Annotated in this window: 9 protein-coding genes and 3 tRNA genes; 6 read left to right on the plus strand and 6 right to left on the minus strand. The window is 65.0% G+C overall.

What is annotated here, in order from left to right; all coding sequences use genetic code 11:
* Positions 1-144 precede the first annotated feature (144 nt).
* Positions 145-1,317 (plus strand): hypothetical protein, encoded by a 1,173-nt coding sequence (locus VM054_10560; protein ID HUT99502.1) that lies wholly within the window; start codon positions 145-147, stop codon positions 1,315-1,317.
* A 209-nt stretch (positions 1,318-1,526) separates the two neighbouring features.
* Here the strand turns inward: VM054_10560 and VM054_10565 are convergent, their stop codons facing one another.
* The 3 genes from VM054_10565 to VM054_10575 all read right to left on the minus strand — a co-directional run bounded on the left by VM054_10565 (position 1,527) and on the right by VM054_10575 (position 10,436).
* Positions 1,527-7,208 carry a hypothetical protein gene (locus VM054_10565; protein ID HUT99503.1) on the minus strand — a complete coding sequence of 1,894 codons (5,682 nt, stop codon included), beginning with the start codon at positions 7,206-7,208 and terminating at the stop codon, positions 1,527-1,529.
* 151 nt (positions 7,209-7,359) lie between these two features.
* Positions 7,360-9,537, minus strand: coding sequence for a glycine--tRNA ligase subunit beta (gene glyS, locus VM054_10570; GenBank protein HUT99504.1), 2,178 nt, complete (start codon positions 9,535-9,537; stop codon positions 7,360-7,362).
* Positions 9,537-10,436 (minus strand): glycine--tRNA ligase subunit alpha, encoded by a 900-nt coding sequence (locus VM054_10575; GenBank protein HUT99505.1) that lies wholly within the window; start codon positions 10,434-10,436, stop codon positions 9,537-9,539. The genes glyS and VM054_10575 overlap by 1 nt, the downstream gene beginning before the upstream one ends.
* 245 nt (positions 10,437-10,681) lie before the next feature.
* Here VM054_10575 and VM054_10580 point away from each other — a divergent pair, with 245 nt between their 5' ends.
* Genes VM054_10580 through VM054_10590 form a run of 3 tightly spaced genes read left to right on the plus strand, consistent with a single transcriptional unit; the run spans position 10,682 to position 13,823 of the window.
* The gene (locus VM054_10580; protein ID HUT99506.1) at positions 10,682-11,731 is read left to right on the plus strand and encodes a M20/M25/M40 family metallo-hydrolase; all 1,050 of its coding nucleotides are present in this window, start codon (positions 10,682-10,684) and stop codon (positions 11,729-11,731) included.
* 11 nt (positions 11,732-11,742) lie between these two features.
* A complete protein-coding gene (locus tag VM054_10585) occupies positions 11,743-12,792 on the plus strand; it encodes a M42 family peptidase (GenBank protein HUT99507.1) in 1,050 nt (349 codons plus the stop codon).
* Positions 12,793-12,815: 23 nt separating this feature from the next.
* Positions 12,816-13,823, plus strand: a complete 1,008-nt coding sequence (locus VM054_10590) for a M20/M25/M40 family metallo-hydrolase (protein ID HUT99508.1) — start codon at positions 12,816-12,818, stop codon at positions 13,821-13,823.
* A gap of 449 nt (positions 13,824-14,272) precedes the next feature.
* On the opposite strand, the gene VM054_10595 is transcribed toward VM054_10590, so the two are convergent.
* From VM054_10595 to VM054_10605, 3 genes are all read right to left on the minus strand, one after another.
* Positions 14,273-14,348 (minus strand) — tRNA-Ala (locus VM054_10595).
* Positions 14,349-14,787: 439 nt separating this feature from the next.
* Positions 14,788-14,881: transfer RNA gene (locus tag VM054_10600), tRNA-Ser, on the minus strand.
* Between the two features lie 225 nt (positions 14,882-15,106).
* Positions 15,107-15,197 (minus strand) — tRNA-Ser (locus tag VM054_10605).
* A 114-nt stretch (positions 15,198-15,311) separates the two neighbouring features.
* Between VM054_10605 and VM054_10610 the strand changes: the two genes are divergently transcribed.
* Both VM054_10610 and VM054_10615 read left to right on the plus strand, forming a co-directional pair.
* Positions 15,312-16,748, plus strand: a complete 1,437-nt coding sequence (locus VM054_10610; GenBank protein ID HUT99509.1) for an RtcB family protein — start codon at positions 15,312-15,314, stop codon at positions 16,746-16,748.
* Positions 16,745-17,968, plus strand: a complete 1,224-nt coding sequence (locus VM054_10615; protein HUT99510.1) for an NAD(P)/FAD-dependent oxidoreductase — start codon at positions 16,745-16,747, stop codon at positions 17,966-17,968. The genes VM054_10610 and VM054_10615 overlap by 4 nt, the downstream gene beginning before the upstream one ends.
* Positions 17,969-17,996: the final 28 nt, after the last annotated feature.

Below are 17,996 nucleotides of genomic sequence, written 5' to 3' on the forward strand. Positions count from 1 at the left end.
GATAAAAGGTGGGGCGAACGGGTAAATGATATCGCCTTAGCCCTTCGGGGAGTCCGCCCCGGTCGGACGCGGGCGGTTGTGTGGCGCGGCGGAGCCGTAAGTCAAAAAGCCGGGTGCTGGTTGACTTTACCCCGGGAGGTCGAATTGGGCGCGAAGCGCTATCTCAACGTTCTGGTCACCTTCGTCCTCTTCATCATCTGCCTCGGCGTCGTCTACCTACTGTCCCTGGATCGAACCGAGGGGCATCGCGGCGCCGGTGACCAGTTATACGGGAAATACGAGTACGAGGCCGCGCTGGAGGAGTACAGGCAGGCCTGCCTCGTGGAGTACAGTGACATTTTCGAGAGCATCGCCGACCCCGGTTCGCTGCCGCTCGACGACATACTCGATATTCTGACGGACCACGGCGTCGGCAACGAACGCGTCCTGAACAGCATCAACGACTGCTGGTTCCAGATGGGGTCCATCGAATTCGACAACTTCGACAAGAAAGGCCTCGATGTGGCCCTCCTCCCGGCCGAGACATACCTGACCAAGGTGGAGCGCGGCGAGCATATGGAGGAAACCCAGGAGATGCTGGCCAAGGTGCAGACGGCCTTGAAGGAGGAGGTGGATATAGAAACCGGCACCCGCGTGGTTTGCGCATACACGGTGTACATGGGCTGGCCCGAACCCCCCGAGGACCTGGTATACGAGGGCCCCGTTCCGCCTAAGGGCTATCTCTACATCATGAACGACACCATCCACACCGAGAAGCTCACCAAGCGGGCCTATCTCAAGTACTCCGATGAGCTGAAGACCGTCATCATTGACGACTACGCCTCCCAGTATTACGCCAAGGATTTCATGGGCATCCCGAGCCACATCGCCGACGACAGCCCCGTAGACCTCTCGGTTAAAAGCGACACCCGGGAGACATCCATCGAGCTTTCCGGCGGCGACAGGCTCAACGCCGAGCCGTACAGGTACATGGTCTTCGTTCTCATCGAGATCACGAACCGGAGCAACGATCCGGAGTACATGGGCGGCCCCGAGCCCTACGAGTTCGAGCTGGCGAACTGCCGCCTGTACAAGTCCTTGGAGACCAACTTCGACGAGCCGATGGCGTCCGACCAGAAGGATTCCCGCGATCCGCGCAAAACCTATCTGCCCGACACCGCGACCATCCTGCCCGGCGAGACGCTCTCCGGCTGGATCATGTTCTACACCTGGGATTCGGCCGAGTACTACTTCAAGATTATCCGCAAGAAGGTCAACCCCGATACCGGGATGGAGTTCTCCGAGCCGCTGGTCGGCAAGACCCTGCCGGCGTTCTAGTAGCCCTCGGTGTTTCAAACGGCGGGGGATTGGTCCCCCGCCTTTTTTTCAGGTTCGTACATCTTGCTCTGGCGAAGTCGGTGTTTTAAAAACGGGCGGGGTTCGGTCCCCGCCTTTTTTCGACCCCCAACCCCGGCCCGCGCCTCGCGGATTGCGATGACGTGGGGGCGCGTGTCCGCACCCGTACCCCTTTTCGTCACCGTCCCGCGTCAGAACTTCAGCTCCAGAGCCAATTTCACGTCGAAGCTCGAGTAGTCGTAACCCACCGAGGTCTTGTTGGTAAAGTCCTCGTAGGTCAGCGTCAGATTGGCGTGGATGTTGGTGGTGAGGTAGTACCCGCCGGTGAGCGAGGCGGTGTGGCGATTGGTGTCGTCGGGCGGCGTCTGGCTGCCTCCGGAGACGCTGTTCTCGACGATGGTCAGGCTGTAGCTCGCGGTGAGTTGCAGCTCGTTGCGCAGCGGCACGTTCTCGCCGAGGAAGGGGATGCGGAAGGAGCCCGGCAGCTCCATCACGTAGGTGAGGCTCGCCCCGGGGTTGTACGTGTTGGTGACCCGGTGGGTGTCGCCGATGCCGTACGCCGACCCGCTCTCGTCGGTTATGGTCGAGGCCTCGGTGTAGGAGAGCATGGTGGAGAGGTCGTCAGACCAGGCGGCGCGCCAGGAGATGCTCGGTGTGTACGTCCGCGACAGGCTGACCCCGATCCACTTCGTCGTCTGTTTCTGGTAGGAGAGCTTGACCGTGGACTGCTGCAACAGGGACGCGAAGATGGGAAAATACTTGTGCCCGGTGATGGTGAGCTCGGCGGCGGGCCAGACCTCGGTCCAGGTCCGGCTGCTGCTGCCGTAGGCCTCGGAGAGGTCCGTGGAGAAAGAGTACTTGATTTCCCCGAGAAGGACGTCGTAGCTCGCCAGCTCGGGGTCGTCGAATCCGCGGAAGAACTCCAGCGGGCGGAAGCGGTTCGAGACGAGATAGGAGTAGCCCCGCCCCGAATAGGTGGGCTCGCCGGCCTCGTGCCAGATGTGGTCCCAGCCCCAGACGTACTCGGGGGGCGGCTTTTGGGTGACCTCGTCGTAAGTCGAGCTCCTCCGGAGGGTGTAGTTCAGGTTGGTCGTCCAGGAGCCGAACCACTTCTCGATGAGGGTTCCCAGTGAGAGGGGCAGGCTGGCCGAGAAGTTGTTGCTGACGCTCACGTCGTAGGTCTCGGAAGCGTAATCCGAGGGGGGGTTGAAGAGCTCCGAGTAGGTGGTGCCGAAATCCAGCGACGGCTGAGCCAGGCGGAATCGGCTGAAGGAGAGCATCAGCCCGGAGTTCTGCGTGTGACTCACCGGTTCGGAGTGCAGCAGGTCGCGGGTATCCGAGATGGAGAAGCTGGGGGAGAAGGACAGCCCGCGGATGAACTGCCAGGTTACCGAGGTGGTGACCTCTTCCTTTCCGGTAATGGTGTCCACCCGCCCCGTTTCCTCGTCGTAATCGGTGGAGTCCTTCTTGTAGAGGTACCGGGCGTTTATCTTTGTCGGGACGAAGAAGAGCTCGGAGATTAACGAGTAATCGAAGCTGGCGCTCGCCGACTCATCGTGGTCGTTGCGGCGGGCCGTCTCGTTCAACCCTCGGTAGTCGGTGTAGGAGAAGCCGAGCGTGGGCCAGCCCGTCTTCGAGAAGGCCAGGTTGGCCTTGGCGGTGTCCGAGACCGTCTTGCCCAGGTCTTCGACGGAACCCTCGTAATCGGCGATGTTTTCCACGTAGACGGTGGAGTGGGTCATGGAGCCGGTCAGCGGTATGTTGACGCGCCAATCGTCGGGCATGAAAGCGCCCAGCGCCAGGGTGGCCGCCCCGTCCAGGTCCTCGGCCGTGACCCCGGTGCGCCGGAGCCCGATGGACTGGAAGTCCCCGTCCACCTTCTGGTAGCTGCCCTCCACGGTGAGCACGTCGCCGAACTTCAGCGAGAGCCTCCCCCGCTGAGCCAGCCCCTCGCGCACGACCGGGTTTTCCAGGTCTATATTGTTTACCCAGACCCGACCCAGTCCCCCTCCCGGCTGGAAGGCGCCGCTCATGGGGCTGGTGGTCCCGACGCCGCAGGTGACCTCGTACGTGCGTACCAACTGCGGAGACCCGGCCACGGTGAGGTTGTTCCTCGTGTATGTCTCCGGACGCACCTCGGGGTCGAGGGCCTCGTACTCCTGCCTGAGGGCGATGAGCTCGGTGAAGTCCACTTCCAGCTTGTTCCAGCCCGGCGCCGCCAGGGGCATCGCCGCCTCGTAGTAGTTGTTCTCGTCGGTGCCGAAGCGGATGAAGAAGAGGTCTTCGCCTGATCTGTCCAGGTTTCGGTTGTTGATGGATACGGTCAGACGGTCGTGGGTGGTGAAGTCGCGGCTCTCCAGGAACTCCTGCACCGTGTAGCCTCGGATGACGTCCTCGGTGTCCAGCACACCGTTGCCGGCCCCGGTGGCCTCCGGGTCGTAGCCGGACCACCCGACGTCCTCGCCGGGGTCGAGGATGCCGTTGTGGTTCGTATCCTCGGTGTTCAGGATGCCGTCCCCCTCGCCGTTGTCCGGCTCGCCGGTGTCGCGGAACCGGGGATTCGGTTGGAAGGAGCCCCGCCCGAAACGTCCGTCGTAGCCCCAGTCGTTCCAGCGGACGAGGTTGTAGGCAAGGTCGAGGGCCTGCTCGCGGATTAAAAACCCCTGCGTGTCCTCGCGCTGCTCCAGCGGCTCGTAGTCCTGGTTGTCCTCGGAGTTCACCGTGCCCACGGCGAAGTGATTCCTCGGGTTTTCGGGCTCGGTGACCGGCGCCTCCCACCGGACGCCGGTGAGCCGGAGGTTGTACACGAGGACGGCCGTGTCCTCGCCTCCGACGAAATCCCCGGTGTTCTCGGACTCGATCCAGATGCGCATGGCCTTGATCAGTTTGGACAGAGGCGGCATGTAGTCCCCCGGCCGCGTCTCGTCGGTTTCCAGGGGGATGCGGATGGCCAGCCAGCCGTTGCCCAGGTCGCGCCCCAGGTACTCCTCGGGGATGTCCGCCAGGGGGAGGGCGTAGCCGAAGTGCTGCTCCGTGGTGTCCAGGGTGAGGTTGAAGTCCAGGTCCTCTGTGTTGAGGAGGGAGTTGTTCCGACCGATGACGACCTCGTCGTAGATGCCGCCGTCGCCCGTGTTGTTGAAGGTCCAGCCGCGCTCGTCCTCCGAGTAGTTCAACCGCCCGTCCAGTTCGCCGGGATCGGAGAGGTCGTCGGAGATACCCTCGTGCAGCCCCTCGTCCTCGGTGTCGTAGCCCTCGTAGCCGAAACCCGTGTAATCGCCGTCCGAGTCCTCGTTGATGAACCCGATGTCGAAGTGCAGCACGCCGCCGTTGATCTCGCCGCGGCGGTAGAGGTAGAACTCCAGGTACTTGAGGTTTTTCTCCTCGAGGTCCAGGCCGTTGGGGGAGATTATCCGGCAAACGGAGTCCCACTGCCCCGCCTCCTGGGGCAACGGCCGCGATTCGTCGGCGCCGAAAACCATGACGCGCACGACGTCCTCGTTCCACTCGTCGTTTATCTGGCTGCGGATCCACTCCTCATCCCCCACCTTCATGAGCCTCCGGTAGGCCTGGTCGTAGGCGCCGTCCTGGGTTACCGGCGGTGAGCTCGGGCCCCACTCGTCGCCGTCGGCGGGGAAGGAGATGGACTGGTGCGCGCTCTCCATGTCGTCCACGTGAGCCCGACCCGCCCGGTTCGGGTCGTAGAAGCTGTAGGCCCATTCGCCCTCGAGGGTGATGTTCGATTCCTCCTTCGATTCGACGAAGGGCAGGAGGTTGATGAAGTCGGTCATGAATTGGTTCCGCACGTTCAGGCTGGCGTCGGCGTCCATCACCTGATGGGAGCTGGGGATGGCCCGCAGCTCGGGAATCTCCAGCTTGTCCACCGGTAAGTCGGTCCACTCGCCGATGTAGGTCCCCCCCAGCGACAGCACGTCGCCGAGGTTGAACTCCAGCCGGCCGCCGGCCAGCGTCTTGCCGGCCTCGCCGAAGAGCGGCTTGTACTCATATTTTATATTCAGGTCGGCGTCCGAGGAGTCGGCGCCGGGGACCAGGAATTCGATGTACCCGGAGTCGTAATCTATGATGTAGTCCACGTCGCGGACCAGGCGCCGGCCGTTCAGCGTCACCTCCTCGGAGCCGGGGATGATGTTGGGCTTGAGGAAGCGGACGGCCGAGGCGCTGTGGTACTCCACGTGGATGTCGTAACGGTGGTTGCGCCGGGAGTAGCTCTCGTCGTAGGCGTCCTCGTCGGTGCCCTCCTCACCCTCCTTCTGGAAGGGGTAGCGTTTGGGGAAGATCAAGAGGCCGTTGGCAAAGTCTATGTAGTTGATGTTGACCCGGTCGTCGGAGCCGTCGGCGGCGCGGGTGAGCCCGAAGACGCGTAACAGCGGTTCCGAGGTGTTGCCGTCCCCGTCGAAGTCGTCGGCGTCGTTGGCCCGGTCCTGGAGGTCGAAAATCTCCAGGATGAAGTCGGAGTCGTTCTGCAGCCCGGAAGCCCCCAGGTAGTAGATGTTGTGGTACATGTACCCGGTCAAAAGCGGGTTGATGATCCCGCTCTTGACGAGCTTGGGGTTCGCCGTCGCACCTCCACCGTAGCCCACCGAGTAGATGACGCCGGTGGGGCTGGAGGGGCTGGCCACCTTGTACTTGATCGCCACGTAATCGGTGGTGCTGATGCTGGTGGAGAAGGTGACCCTGCCGGTCGCCTTGTTGACGTAGAAATCCTGCACGTTCTCCAACCGGCGCCAGAAGTTGGAACTGATGGGATCATCGCCTGTCGGGATGGGCGGGTCGGTGGGGTTGCCCCCCTCGCCGTCCGAGTAAATTTGGGCGTCGAGCGAGTAGTAGGTGTAGGTGGGGTCGCGCTGCTGGCCGTAGGAATAAACGTAGATCTCGATGAGGGCGCTGCCGTCAATGGGGGATTCGGCTATCTGCAACTGCGGTCCGAAGTGGGCCGGGTTGGTGTCCACCCGGTAGTAGATCCGCTCCGAGTAGCTCGTGTCCCGGATGTCCTCCCGCTGAAGCTGGCCGGTGCCGGTGAACTCCTCCTCCTCGGTGATGCCTTTCTCCCGGGAGCCGATCAGGGTGAAGGTGAACCACTCGCCCAGCCCGCCGATGACCTTGGCCCCGAAGAGGCTCTTCGCCGAGTAGCTGACGAACCGCGTCCCGGGGATGGAGAGGTTGACATCGCCCAGCTCGGCCCGGCGTATGAGCTCGTCCTCCCGGCCGGTGTAGATGAGGGACAGCTTGTTCCGCGAGTCGTTCTCCCGGGTGTCGTCGTAGTCCACGTTGACGGTAACCCGCTCGGCGATGGTCCCCTCGACCCGGATCTGGGTCTCCTGGTCCATGTTGAAATCACCCTGGGTACCCACCAGGAGTGGGTCGGGGGGATTTACGTAGGTTTTGGACGTGTAGCCGAGGACGAAGAGCTTGCGGCCGGTGATTTTCAGGGTGGTGGCGAGCCAGTCTATGGAGATGTCGCCGATGAGCCCCTCGTCGGCCTCGCGGGCGTAGGTCCGCTCGCGGAACCGGAGATTCGCCACCCGCTCGGACCACTCGTCGAGGTTGAAGGGGTAGGGGTAGGGATCACCGAAGGCGTCGTAGGTGCGGTTGTAGCTCCAGAGCCGTTCCCCGAGCTCCTCGGCGGTGGGAGGTGCGTAGGCGAAGGGCTCGAGGACGAGCTCCTCGTAGAAGCCGGGGGTTCTCGGGTTCTCGAGCTCGGGGGTGAAGAACGCCTCGTAGGGGTGGCGTTTGGGCGGGTTGATCCGGTAGTAGAACCTCTCGATCCGGTAGCCGTCGTCGGGTCTCGCCCGGAGTGTGCCGACGACGAGGAGGACGGCGAGGAAGGCCAGGATTACCGGGACGACAGGGCGCAACGGATAACTCCCGGGCGGGGCTTCGGGGATTGAAAACGGCGGAATACGTTAATCTCAAACAGGATACGACGTTCTTTGATTCCCGGTTCCCCTCTCGGGACGGTATAAAGAGACCCTCCGCGGCGCGGGTCGCACACTCCGGAGGGGTCGCCTACTCGGCCTGGATTAAAGAGAGGTCGCCCACACGGCCGAAAACGCCCACCAGCTCGTTCAATAGTGCCAGGCGGTTGTCGCGGAGCTCCTCGGAGTCGGTGAAAACCGTCACCTCGTCGAAGAAGCGGTCTATTGCCTCGCGGAAGCCGGCGATTTTCCCCAGAGCGGCGTCGAAGTCTCCCCGCCGGACTGCGGCGGCCACCCCCTCCCCGTCGCGGGCGAGCAGCTTCGCCAGCCTGCGTTCCTCGTCCTGCTCCAGCCTGGCCGCATCGAAGGGCTTAAACTCGGTGAGGTCGAATTCCCTGGCTGCCTGGCGGAGGATGTTGCAGGCCCGTTTGTAGCCGGTCGCCACGTCGGCGAACTCGGTACTCCCCTTGGCCCGGGCGAGGGAGTGGGCCGAGCGCCAGGCGGACCAGGGGCGGGTCGGGTAGGCCCCCAGCGCCGCCCGAACGGCATCGGTCGGCAGACCCAGCTCTCCGAGCAGGCGGAGGGCGCGTTCGGCGAGGAAGGCCACCAGCTTCCCGTACACCTCGCCCTCGTCGAAAGCCCTCTTGGTCGTTCCGCTGAAATTCGAGACCGCAATCCGCAGGAGCGGTTCCAGGTCGAGCCGCGCGTGGTCGAATCCCGTGGGCTCGTGTCCCTCCACCCCGGCGGCGATGCCGATGATCCCCCGCGCGGCGCGGCGCAGCCCGTAGGGGTCCCTCGATCCGGTGGGGGAAAGACCGATGGCGAAGCACCCCGCCAGGGTGTCCAACCGGTCCAACAGCGCCAGGAGGCATCCCGCCGCCGTTTGCGGCAGCTCCTCCGCCCGGCCCGAAAATCTTTTCGGGAGGTACTGCTCACAGACGGCTCGCCAGACCGGCTCGGGCTCCTTCTGCGTCCGCGCCAGCTCGCCGCCGATCAGCCCCTGCAGGCCGGTGAACTCGACGACGAGACGGGTGAGCAAGTCCTGCTTGGCCAGGGAGGCCGCCCGCTCGAGGTGTCCCGCCACGGCCGGGTCGGCGCCGCAAAACCCCTCCGCGTTGACCGACTGCACGAGGGTGAGGAGGCGGTTCCTCTTGTCGGAATAACTTCCCAGACCGCGGATGAACTGGAGGTCGGCGAGCTCCTCGGTCAACGAAACCAGGGACCGCTTGCGGTCCTGATCCCAGAAGAAGGCGGCGTCGGTGAGCCGCGCCCGCAGGACGCGCTCGTGACCGGCGACGACGCCCCCGACGTTCCTGTCCCCACCGTCCCGCACGACGATGAAACGCGGCAGGAGCGCACCTGTTGCGTCGCGCACCTCGAAGTACTTCTGATACTCCTTCAGGACGCTGGAGACCACCACCTCGGGCAATTCCAGGAACCGCTCCTCGAACCCGCCCTCCAGACAGGTCGGATGCTCCACCCCATTGGTGACGTCGAGGAGCAGCTCTTCGTCAAAAATTACGTTGCCGTGCGCGGAGAGCAGTTCTTCCAGACGCTTTTTGAGATACGAATACCGTTCTCCCGGCGACTGGACGCCCCCCTCGTCGTCCACGGTGGTGCCGTCGGGGATGAGGTCGTGTTCCCGGCAGGCGCGGACGTAGGTGTCCAGGGAGGCGTCGGGCAGCTCGAACTCGACGTCCGCCAGGAAACGGTGCCCCCTAGAGTGGCGCCCGGCCTTGATCTCGCCTATTTCCAGCGGCACCACCGCGTCGTCGGCCAGGGCCACGAGCCAGCGGATGGGCCGCAGGAACCTCACCTCGCCGGCGCCCCAACGCATGGCCTTGGGCAGCGGCAGCTCGGTGACGAGGGCCTCCGAGATGCCGGGGAGCAGGTCCACCGTGGATGCTCCGCCCGTTTTTATCTCCACCTGCACCCGTTCCCCCTTGGGCGTCTGGGCTATCCCAAGGTCGGCCTCGGTGAGGCCGAATTTCGCGGCGAAGCTGATGGCGGCCGCGGTGGGATTGCCCTCGCCGTCGTAAGCCACGTGGATGGGAGGGCCGAGCTTGAGGTCGGTCCTCTCCGGCTGCCGGTCCGCGAGCCCGGAGGCGTGGACCGCCAGCCGCCGCGGGGTGCCGAGGGCCGTTATCGAGACGAAGCCCAGGTCATTCTGGGTCAACTTTTCGCGCAGAAGGGCCGCGAGGTCGCCCAGGGCCGGGGTGAGGAAGCGGCTCGGCAGGTCCTCGACGCCGATTTCCAGAAGGAAGTCCATCACGCAACCACCGCCCCGGAACCGAGAATCCAGTCCGGCCTCTTTTCGATTCGTTCGAGGTAGAGGGCGGCGAGAGCGGAGGTAATCTTGCGCAGCCGGCCCAGGTAACGCGCCCTCTCGGCCACGCCCACCGCCCCCCGGGCGTCCAGGACGTTGAACAGGTGGGCGGCGTAGCTGACGAGATCGTAGGCGGGATAGATGAGCGGCTCTTCCGCCTGGAGAAGTTTCTCTATCTCCGCCTCGAGCTCGTCGAACTGCCTCGTGTAAAGCTCCACGTCGGCCGTTTCGTAGGAGTAGCGGCTGTTCTCGTACTCGGACATCTGCTGGACCCGCCGGTAGCTCACGTCGGGCGACCAGAGGAGCTCGAAGCCGTCATCCACGCCGGCGATGTGCATCAACAGACGTTCAAGGCCGTAGGTCAACTCGACGGTGACCGGTTTGAGCAGGGCGCCGCCCATCTGCTGGAAGTAGGTGAACTGGGTTATCTCCATCCCGTCCAGGAGCACCTGCCAGCCGGTGCCCCAGGCGCCCAGGGAGGGGGATTCCCAGTTGTCCTCGTCGAACTTCACGTCATGGTCCAGCGGCTCGATGCCCACCGCCCGGAGCGAGTCCAGGTAGACGTTCTGGATGTCGGCCGGCGAGGGCTTGAGGATGACCTGGAGCTGGAAGTGCTTGTAGAAGCGGTGTGGGTTCTCGCCGTAGCGGCCGTCGTCGGGCCGGCGCGAGGGCTCCACGTAGGCGGTACGCCACGGCTGCGGCCCCAGGACGCCGAAGAAGGTCAGCGGGTTGGCGGTCCCCGCCCCCGTGGGCATGTCGTAGCCGTGGCCTATAAGGCAGCCTTGGTCCGCCCAGAAGCGGTAGAAACGGAGGGTGAGCTCTTGAAGTGTCAGAATATTCATGTTCTATATAGTGTCATCAAAAATAAGGACTCGACTCCGGTTCGCAACCCGGTGAAAACCCGCGCAAAGCGAGATTTTAGGCCTTCCCGGCTGTCGTGTCAACCTGCGGCGCCGGTTCGGGGGTGCGGTTTGCGTCCGTGCACACCGCCGTTTTTACGGCTTCGCCACCGCACTTGCCCCTTGACCATACCGGGGATTCCCCGTATACTGTGCCCTCGAAGGAACCGACCCAAAGGGGAGCCCGCTTGGAAGAGATCCTCAAAAAGCTCACCGGAACCATCGGGCTCACCGGGATGGAGGAATCGGCCGCCCAGGTCGTCCGCGATCTCTGGGAGCCGTACACCGACGAGCTGCGCACGGACCGGATGGGGAGCGTCATCGGGTTCAAGCGGGGAGACGGACCCAAGGCTGAAAGGCTCCGCCTGGCCGTTCTGGCCCACCTAGACCAGATAGGCCTCGTGGTGCACAAGATCGAGCCGGGCGGCTACCTGCGCCTGCACCGGGTCGGCGGGGTGGACCGGCGCATCCTGCCGGGTCAGCTCCTCACCGTGTGCGGCTCCGAGCCGGTGAAGGGCGTCGTCGGCTCGGTCCCCCCCCACCTGCAGCAGGCCGGCGAGAAGAATAAGGTCACCTCCTGGAACGACCTCTACCTGGATACCGGGCTCCCGGAGCGCGAGGTGCGGAAACGAGTCCGGGTGGGCGACCCCGTGGGTTACCCCACGTCCTTCGTCGAGCTGCAGAACGACCGTCGGGTGATGGCCGGGGCCGACGACCGCTGTTCCGTGGCCGCCCTCACCTGGGCGCTCCGGCTCGCCCGGCGCCAGCGGCACAAGCACGACATCTACGCCGTCGCCGAGGTGCAGGAGGAGTGTACCGGAGTCGGCGCCTACGCGGCGGTTTACGGGATCGAGCCGCACTGTGCGATCGTCGTAGACGTGGACCAGGGGCGCCACGAGGGCGTTCCGGAAAAGGACTCCGTCGAGCTCGGCAAGGGGCCGTCGGTCAGCTTCGGTCTCAACAACTACCCCGACCTGGTCGAGACGACCCTTAAGGTCGCCGCGGCCCAGAACATCCCCCACCAGAAGTTCTTCTGGCCCAGCCCCTACGGCACCGACGGGTCCACCGTCGAAACCCTGCACTCCGGCATCCCGACCATCAACCTGGGCATCCCTCTGAGCTACATGCACTCCACGGTGGAGATGCTGGACATGGGCGACGTGAAGAACGCCGGCCGGCTGATCCTCGCCATCGCCGACGCCGATGGGCTGCCGGTCATCCCGCCGGTGGACTGGTAAAGGATTCATCCATGCTCGACAAGCTCTCCAACGCCTTCGGTACGTCGGGATACGAGAAAGAGGTCCGCGAGCTAATCCTCGGCGAGATCTCCAAGAAGGTGGACCTGCACCAGGTGGACACCCTGGGCAACCTGATCGTGCGGGTGTCCGGCCGCGCCCGCTATAAGGGGCCGCGCCTCCTGCTTTCGGCCCACATGGACGAGGTCGGCTTCGTCGCGAGCGAAATCACCGGCTCCGGCGACCTGAAGTTCCAAAAGATGGGAAGCACCGATGACCGCGTGCTTCTGAGCAAGCGGGTCGTCGTCCGCCACGAGGATTCCGGGGTACCGGGCGTCATCGGCATGAAGAGCCCGCATCTGCACAAGAAGCGCGAGGAGTTCGAGCAAGTCCTGGACTACGACAAGCTGTACGTGGACATCGGCTGCTCGAAGAAGGAGGAGGCGGAGAAGCTCGTCGCCGTGGGGGACGGGATTTACTACGACACCCGATACTTCGAACAGGGTGGCCGGGTCTTCGGGAAGTGCTTCGATGATCGGGCCGGCTGTTCCGTCATCGCGGAAGTCGTCAAGGGATCGCCGAAACTGACCGGCGGAACGCCCTTCTACGCCGCCTTCACCACCCAGGAGGAGATAGGCGTCCGGGGGGCGCGGGTGATAGGGAACGCGGTGAAGCCCGACGTTTACATCGCCGTCGAGGGTACCGCCGCCGGTGAGGGACCGCCGTCTTGGATCGGCCGCGACGCCTCGCCCTCCACCGAACTGGGACGGGGACCGGCGCTCTCCATCCTCGACCGCTCCCATATCGCCGACCCCGCCTGGCTCGAGTTCGTCCAAAACATCGCCCGCGAGGAGAACATCCCGTACCAGTTCAAGAGGTTCGTGACGGGGGGCACCGAGTCCAGCGTCGTGCAGCGGAGCATGGCCGGCGTGCGCGTCGTGACCATCTCGGTCCCGGTCCGCTACATCCATTCCCCGGTGGGCATCCTCGACAAGGGCGATTATCGGAACACGAAGCGGCTGGTAGCCGCCGTCATCCGGCGCCTCGAGGAATTCAAGCCCTAGCCGAAGAGTCCGGAGGACTACCGATGGAGGAAACCATCCGCGCCCTGTGCCAGCTCTACGGCCCCTCGGGTCACGAGGAACGGGTTGTGGAGAGGATCGAGAAGATGGTGAAGCCGCACGTGGACGAGCTTCGCCGCGACGTGATGGGCAACCTGCTGACCCGGATCGGTTCGGGCGGCAGTAAGCTGATGTTCGCCGCCCACACCGACGAGATCGGCGTGGTGGTGCACTACATAGACGAAAAAGGGTTCGCCCGCATCTCCCCCGTGGGCGGGGTGCAACCGCTGTGGCTCTACGGGCGGCGGGTTCAGTTCGCCAACGGTACCGTCGGCGTCATCGGCCGGGAGCAACTCGGCACCGAGCCGAAGGACACGGACTGGAACAACCTGTTCCTCGACGTGGGGGTCACGTCGAAGAAGGACGCGGAGAAGCTCATCGCCGTGGGAGACTTCGGGGTTTTCGTGCGCTCAACAGTAGCCCAGGGCAGGGTCTTCATCTCCAAGGCGCTGGACGACCGCATCGGCTGCGCCGTCCTCGTCGAGGCGCTGAAGAAGCTGAAGAAAAAGGCGAAGAACGAGGTCCACTTCGTCTTCACCGTCCAGGAGGAGGTGGGCGTCCGCGGGGCGCGGACCAGCGCCTGGAGCGTCACCCCCGACGTGGGCTACGCCATTGACATCACCGGCTGGGGGGACACGCCCCTCGTCGAGCCGATGAACGTCGAGCTGGGGAAGGGTGTGGCGATCAAGGCCATGGACCAGGGTACCATCGTCTCGCCTAAGGTCCGCAAGCTGATGGTTGATACGGCCGTGGCGAAGGGCATCCCGTACCAGATGGAGGTGCTGCGCGGCGGCGCCACCGACGCCTTCGCCATCCAGTTCACGAAGACCGGCGTGCCCTGCGGCGTCATCTCCATCCCGACCCGTTACGTCCACCAACCCAGCGAAATGGCGCACATGGACGATTTCGCCGGCGCCGTCAAGCTGGTCTGCGCCCTGGCCAACGCCGACCATTCGGCGGTCCTGGCCACTTGATTCCGAGCCCTTGTGTAGTCAAACGGGCCGGCCATTTGGTCGGCCTTTTTTTCGGGGCGACCGATGGGCGAGGGCTGCCGCGTGTCCCCTCCCCCCGTTGGGGGGAGGGCTAGGGTGAGGGGTGGAAAGCGGCGGGGATAGGAATCCCCGCCCTACATTTAAGGAAAGCTCGTAGGAGCCGACGGGCCAGGGTGAGGGTCGGGGTAGGGAATGTGGAAACGGCGGCCCGCGACCTCCCTCTCCCTCCGGGAGAGGGATTGAGGGTGAGGGCCACTATTGATAAAAGACGGCGTGGACTAAAGTCCCCGCCCTACATTAAGGAAGCGCAACGCCCTCGTAGGGGCCGACCTTTAGGTCGGCCCGCGGGCGGGTGTGGACACCCGCCCCTACTGCGGAGGTGTGAGCGTGATACTCGAAAGGGCCCGCCCAAAGGCAGGCCCGTTTGCGACTGGTGGAGATGAGCGGGCTCGAACCGCCGGCCTCAGCCTTGCGAAGGCTGCGCTCTCCCAGCTGAGCTACATCCCCTCAAACCCCCCATCCCCCCCATCTTGGGGGGGCACAGTCGCGGGGGGAATTTTTCTCGATTCGACAATCACCGCCGCGTGCGGAGCCCGGTTTCCGTTTGAAGCCCCTCAACCCCCCCATCTTGGGGGGGGCACAGTCGCGGGGGGAATTTTTAAAATTAGCTACAATTGCGTTGCGTACGGAAGGTAAATTTCCCGTTCTCGGCGGCCCGCAGAGGACTCGTCCTACGGGGCCGCCCTACATTAACAGAAACGGCGGAATTGTAAACATGCGTCGCTCGCGGCGTTGACTTTCGAATGGATTAACCGTTCGTCGCGGAACCGGGGTCCAGCGCCCCGCGCTTCAAGAAAAAATAAGGAACTGAAAAAGGGCTCCACTCGCGGCGTTGACTTTCGAATGGATTAACCGTTCGTCGCGGCTACGCTGGCGGCTCAGCCGCTGGCGGAGAGGGAGGGATTCGAACCCTCGAGGGGAGGATAAGTCCCCTACGCGATTTCCAGTCGCGCCCCTTCGACCAACTCGGACACCTCTCCGCGTGCCTGGAGTTCGAAGCTGTCAGTGGGGCGTTAGGCTGCATCTTTAATACTTGAATTAATACAGCTCGCGGCGGTTGTTATTGAATGTATGGAACCGTTCGTCGCGGCTACGCTGGCGGTGCATTGTACTGACAGATTTTTAAGCAGGCTCCGCTCGCGGCGGTAACTTTTAAATGGATGAAACCTCTCCCCGCGGAATCGGGGTCCAGCGCCCCGCGCTGGTGGCGGAGAGAGAGGGATTCGAACCCCCGGTGGGCATACGCCCACAGCGGATTTCGAGTCCGCCGCATTCGACCAACTCTGCCATCTCTCCAGCGCGCTCGCGAGTATAACCGAGGGTGTAGAGGCTGTCAAGAAGCGGCTCGGAGGCGCCTTGCGCTCGACCGAAGCATCGGTTATTCTCGGGTTGCGACCGAGGGGGCCGTGAATGTCGTTGCCGAAAAACATCGTCCGGTTGGGTGAGTTCGAGTGGCGCATCGAGCCGTGGTATTTTCGCGGGATGCTCCGTCCTGCGCGGATCTTCGTCGGCGAGGAGGAGCTGGAGCGCGCGCACGCCGACGGCGCCCTGCGGCAGATAGCCGAGGTGGCGTGCCTGCCGGGCGGGGTGGGCGAGGCGCTTGCGATGCCGGACATCCACCACGGGTACGGCTTCCCGATCGGCGGCGTGGCGGCCTTCGATGCCGTGGAGGGAATAGTCAGCCCCGGCGGCGTGGGGTACGACATCAACTGCGGGGTGCGGGCCCTGACGACACCCCTGACCGCGGATGAGGTCCGGAAATGGGTGGACCGGCTGGCCGACGCCCTCTTCAGTGGAGTTCCCTGCGGCGTGGGTTCGCACACCCGGGAGTCCTTCTCCGACGATGAGCTGGACCGCGTCATGCGAGACGGCGCCGGGTGGGCCGTGGCCCTGGGGCGGGGCTTCGGGGAGGACCTATCCGCCTGCGAGTCGGAGGGCGCGGTGGAGGGGGCCGATCCCCGGGCCGTTTCCGCCACGGCCAAGGAGCGTGGGCGGAACCAGTTGGGCACCCTGGGGTCGGGGAACCACTTCCTCGAGGTGCAGCGCGTGGCCGAGGTGTACGATCCCGACGTGGCCGCCGAGTGGGGCGTCGAGACCGTGGACCGGGTCACGGTGATGATCCACTGCGGCAGCCGCGGCCTGGGGCACCAGGTCTGCGACGATTACCTGAAGCTGCTCCGGGCGGGCGGGGGGGACTGGCCGAACCGGGAGCTGGTTTACGCCCGGATCGGTTCCCCCGAGGGCGGGCGCTACCTGGCGGCGATGGCCGCGGCGGCCAACTACGCCTGGGCGAACCGCCAGCTCATCGCCCATAAGGTGCGCGGCGTCTTCGAGAAGATTTTCGGCGTCCGGCCGGATGGACTCCGCCAGATCTACGACGTGGCCCACAACGTGGCGAAATTCGAGGAGCACGTCGTGGACGGTCGGAAGCGGAAACTACTCGTCCACCGCAAGGGGGCGACCCGGGCCTTTCCCGCCGGCCATCCCGACCTGCCTGAGCGTTTCCGCCCCCTGGGCCAGCCGGTGATTCTACCCGGCGACATGGGCACGGCCAGCTACCTGCTCCTCGGCATACCCGGCGTTTTGGAGAAGAGTTTCGGCTCGACGGGTCACGGGGCCGGTCGGCGGATGAGCCGCAAGGAGGCGGTGCGGACACTCCGGGGTCGGAAAATTGTCGAGGAACTGGGCGAGCGGGGCGTCACCGTCCGCTGGGAGGGGCGGGACACGCTTTACGAGGAGCACCCCCTGGCGTACAAGGACGTTCACGAGGTGGCCGCGGTCTGCGAGGGCGCGGGGCTGGCGCGCAGGGTCGTCCGCCTGGAACCGCTGGCGGTGATTAAGGGATGACCTACGACGTGGTCGTTGTCGGTGGTGGCGCGGCGGGTCTGACGGCGGGATTGTCCGCGGCCCGGAGCGGCGCGCGGGTTTTAATCCTGGAGCGCGGTCCCCGGCCGGGACGAAAGATTCTCGTCACCGGGAACGGCCGCTGCAACCTGACGAACGCCCTGGCCGACGGGATCGAGCATTACCGCGGCGCCGAGCCGCGATTCTGCTACGGCGCCCTGCGCCGGTTCCCCGTCGCCGACACCCTGGCCTTTTTTTCGAAATTGGGGGTTCCCTGTGTGGACGAGGGGGACGGCCACTACTACCCCCGGTCCTTCTCGGCGGCCGACGTCGCCGATTCCCTGGAACTCTCCTACCGCGAGGCCGGCGGCGAGGTGGTCGCCAACGCGCGGGTCGTCGGGCTGGCCCCCGGCCCGCCCTGGGTAGTCGCGGGGGCGGGTGGTCGGAGCTGGTCCACCCGGGCGGTGGTCCTGGCGACGGGCGGTCGCTCGGCGCCCAAGACCGGCTCGGACGGCGACGGTTTCACTCTGGCCGGGAAGCTCGGGCACTGGATTACGCCGGTGGCCCCGGCCATCGTCCCGCTCACCGTCGCGGGGAATTTGGGCCACTTCCTCCAGGGCGTGAAAGTGACGGCGGCGTTGCGGGCTCCCCGGTTGGGGTTGGAGGCGGGTCCCGCGGAGCTGATGTTCGCCCACTACGGTGTTTCAGGTCCGCTGGCCCTGGGGCTCTCCGTGGAAATCGGTCTGGCTGTCGAGAGCGGTCCGATGGACCTGGAACTGGACCTGTTGCCCGAGATGGGGCCGGAAGAACTGTCCACGTTCCTGCAATCACGCGCCGAAGCGCACCCCAAACGCGAGCTGGGAAACCTTCTCCTGGGCGTCCTGCCGCGGAAGGTTTTTCCCGCGGTGCTCCGCCGGCAGGGGATGGATCCCGGCGGGGCTCTCGGGGAGATGCGGGGGGAGCTGCGGGAGCGACTGGTCGGCCTCCTGAATGCGTACCCCTTGGTCTGCACCGGCACCCTGGGGTGGGACGAGGCGGCGGCGACGCTCGGCGGCGTGGACACACGGGAGGTGGGGCCGAAGACCCTTGAGAGCCGGATACACCCCGGCCTCTTCTTCGCGGGTGAGGTCCTCGACGTGTGCGGGGAGTGCGGGGGCTTCAACCTCCAGTGGGCCTGGTCCTCGGGGTACGTCGCCGGCTCGAGCGCGGCCGGCGCGGATTGAACATCTTCGATTAAAAAAGGCCGGCGGT

The organism is bacterium (assembly GCA_035528375.1).
Taxonomy (GTDB): domain Bacteria; phylum RBG-13-66-14; class RBG-13-66-14; order RBG-13-66-14; family RBG-13-66-14; genus RBG-13-66-14.

Bases quoted from the DNA above. Each gene is read 5' to 3' on its own strand.
- glyS (HUT99504.1), bottom strand. From the start codon at position 9,537: ATGGACTTCCTTCTGGAAATCGGCGTCGAGGACCTGCCGAGCCGCTTC.
- VM054_10575 (HUT99505.1), bottom strand. From the start codon at position 10,436: ATGAATATTCTGACACTTCAAGAGCTCACCCTCCGTTTCTACCGCTTC.
- VM054_10585 (HUT99507.1), top strand. From the start codon at position 11,743: ATGCTCGACAAGCTCTCCAACGCCTTCGGTACGTCGGGATACGAGAAA.
- VM054_10590 (HUT99508.1), top strand. From the start codon at position 12,816: ATGGAGGAAACCATCCGCGCCCTGTGCCAGCTCTACGGCCCCTCGGGT.
- VM054_10610 (HUT99509.1), top strand. From the start codon at position 15,312: ATGTCGTTGCCGAAAAACATCGTCCGGTTGGGTGAGTTCGAGTGGCGC.
- VM054_10615 (HUT99510.1), top strand. From the start codon at position 16,745: ATGACCTACGACGTGGTCGTTGTCGGTGGTGGCGCGGCGGGTCTGACG.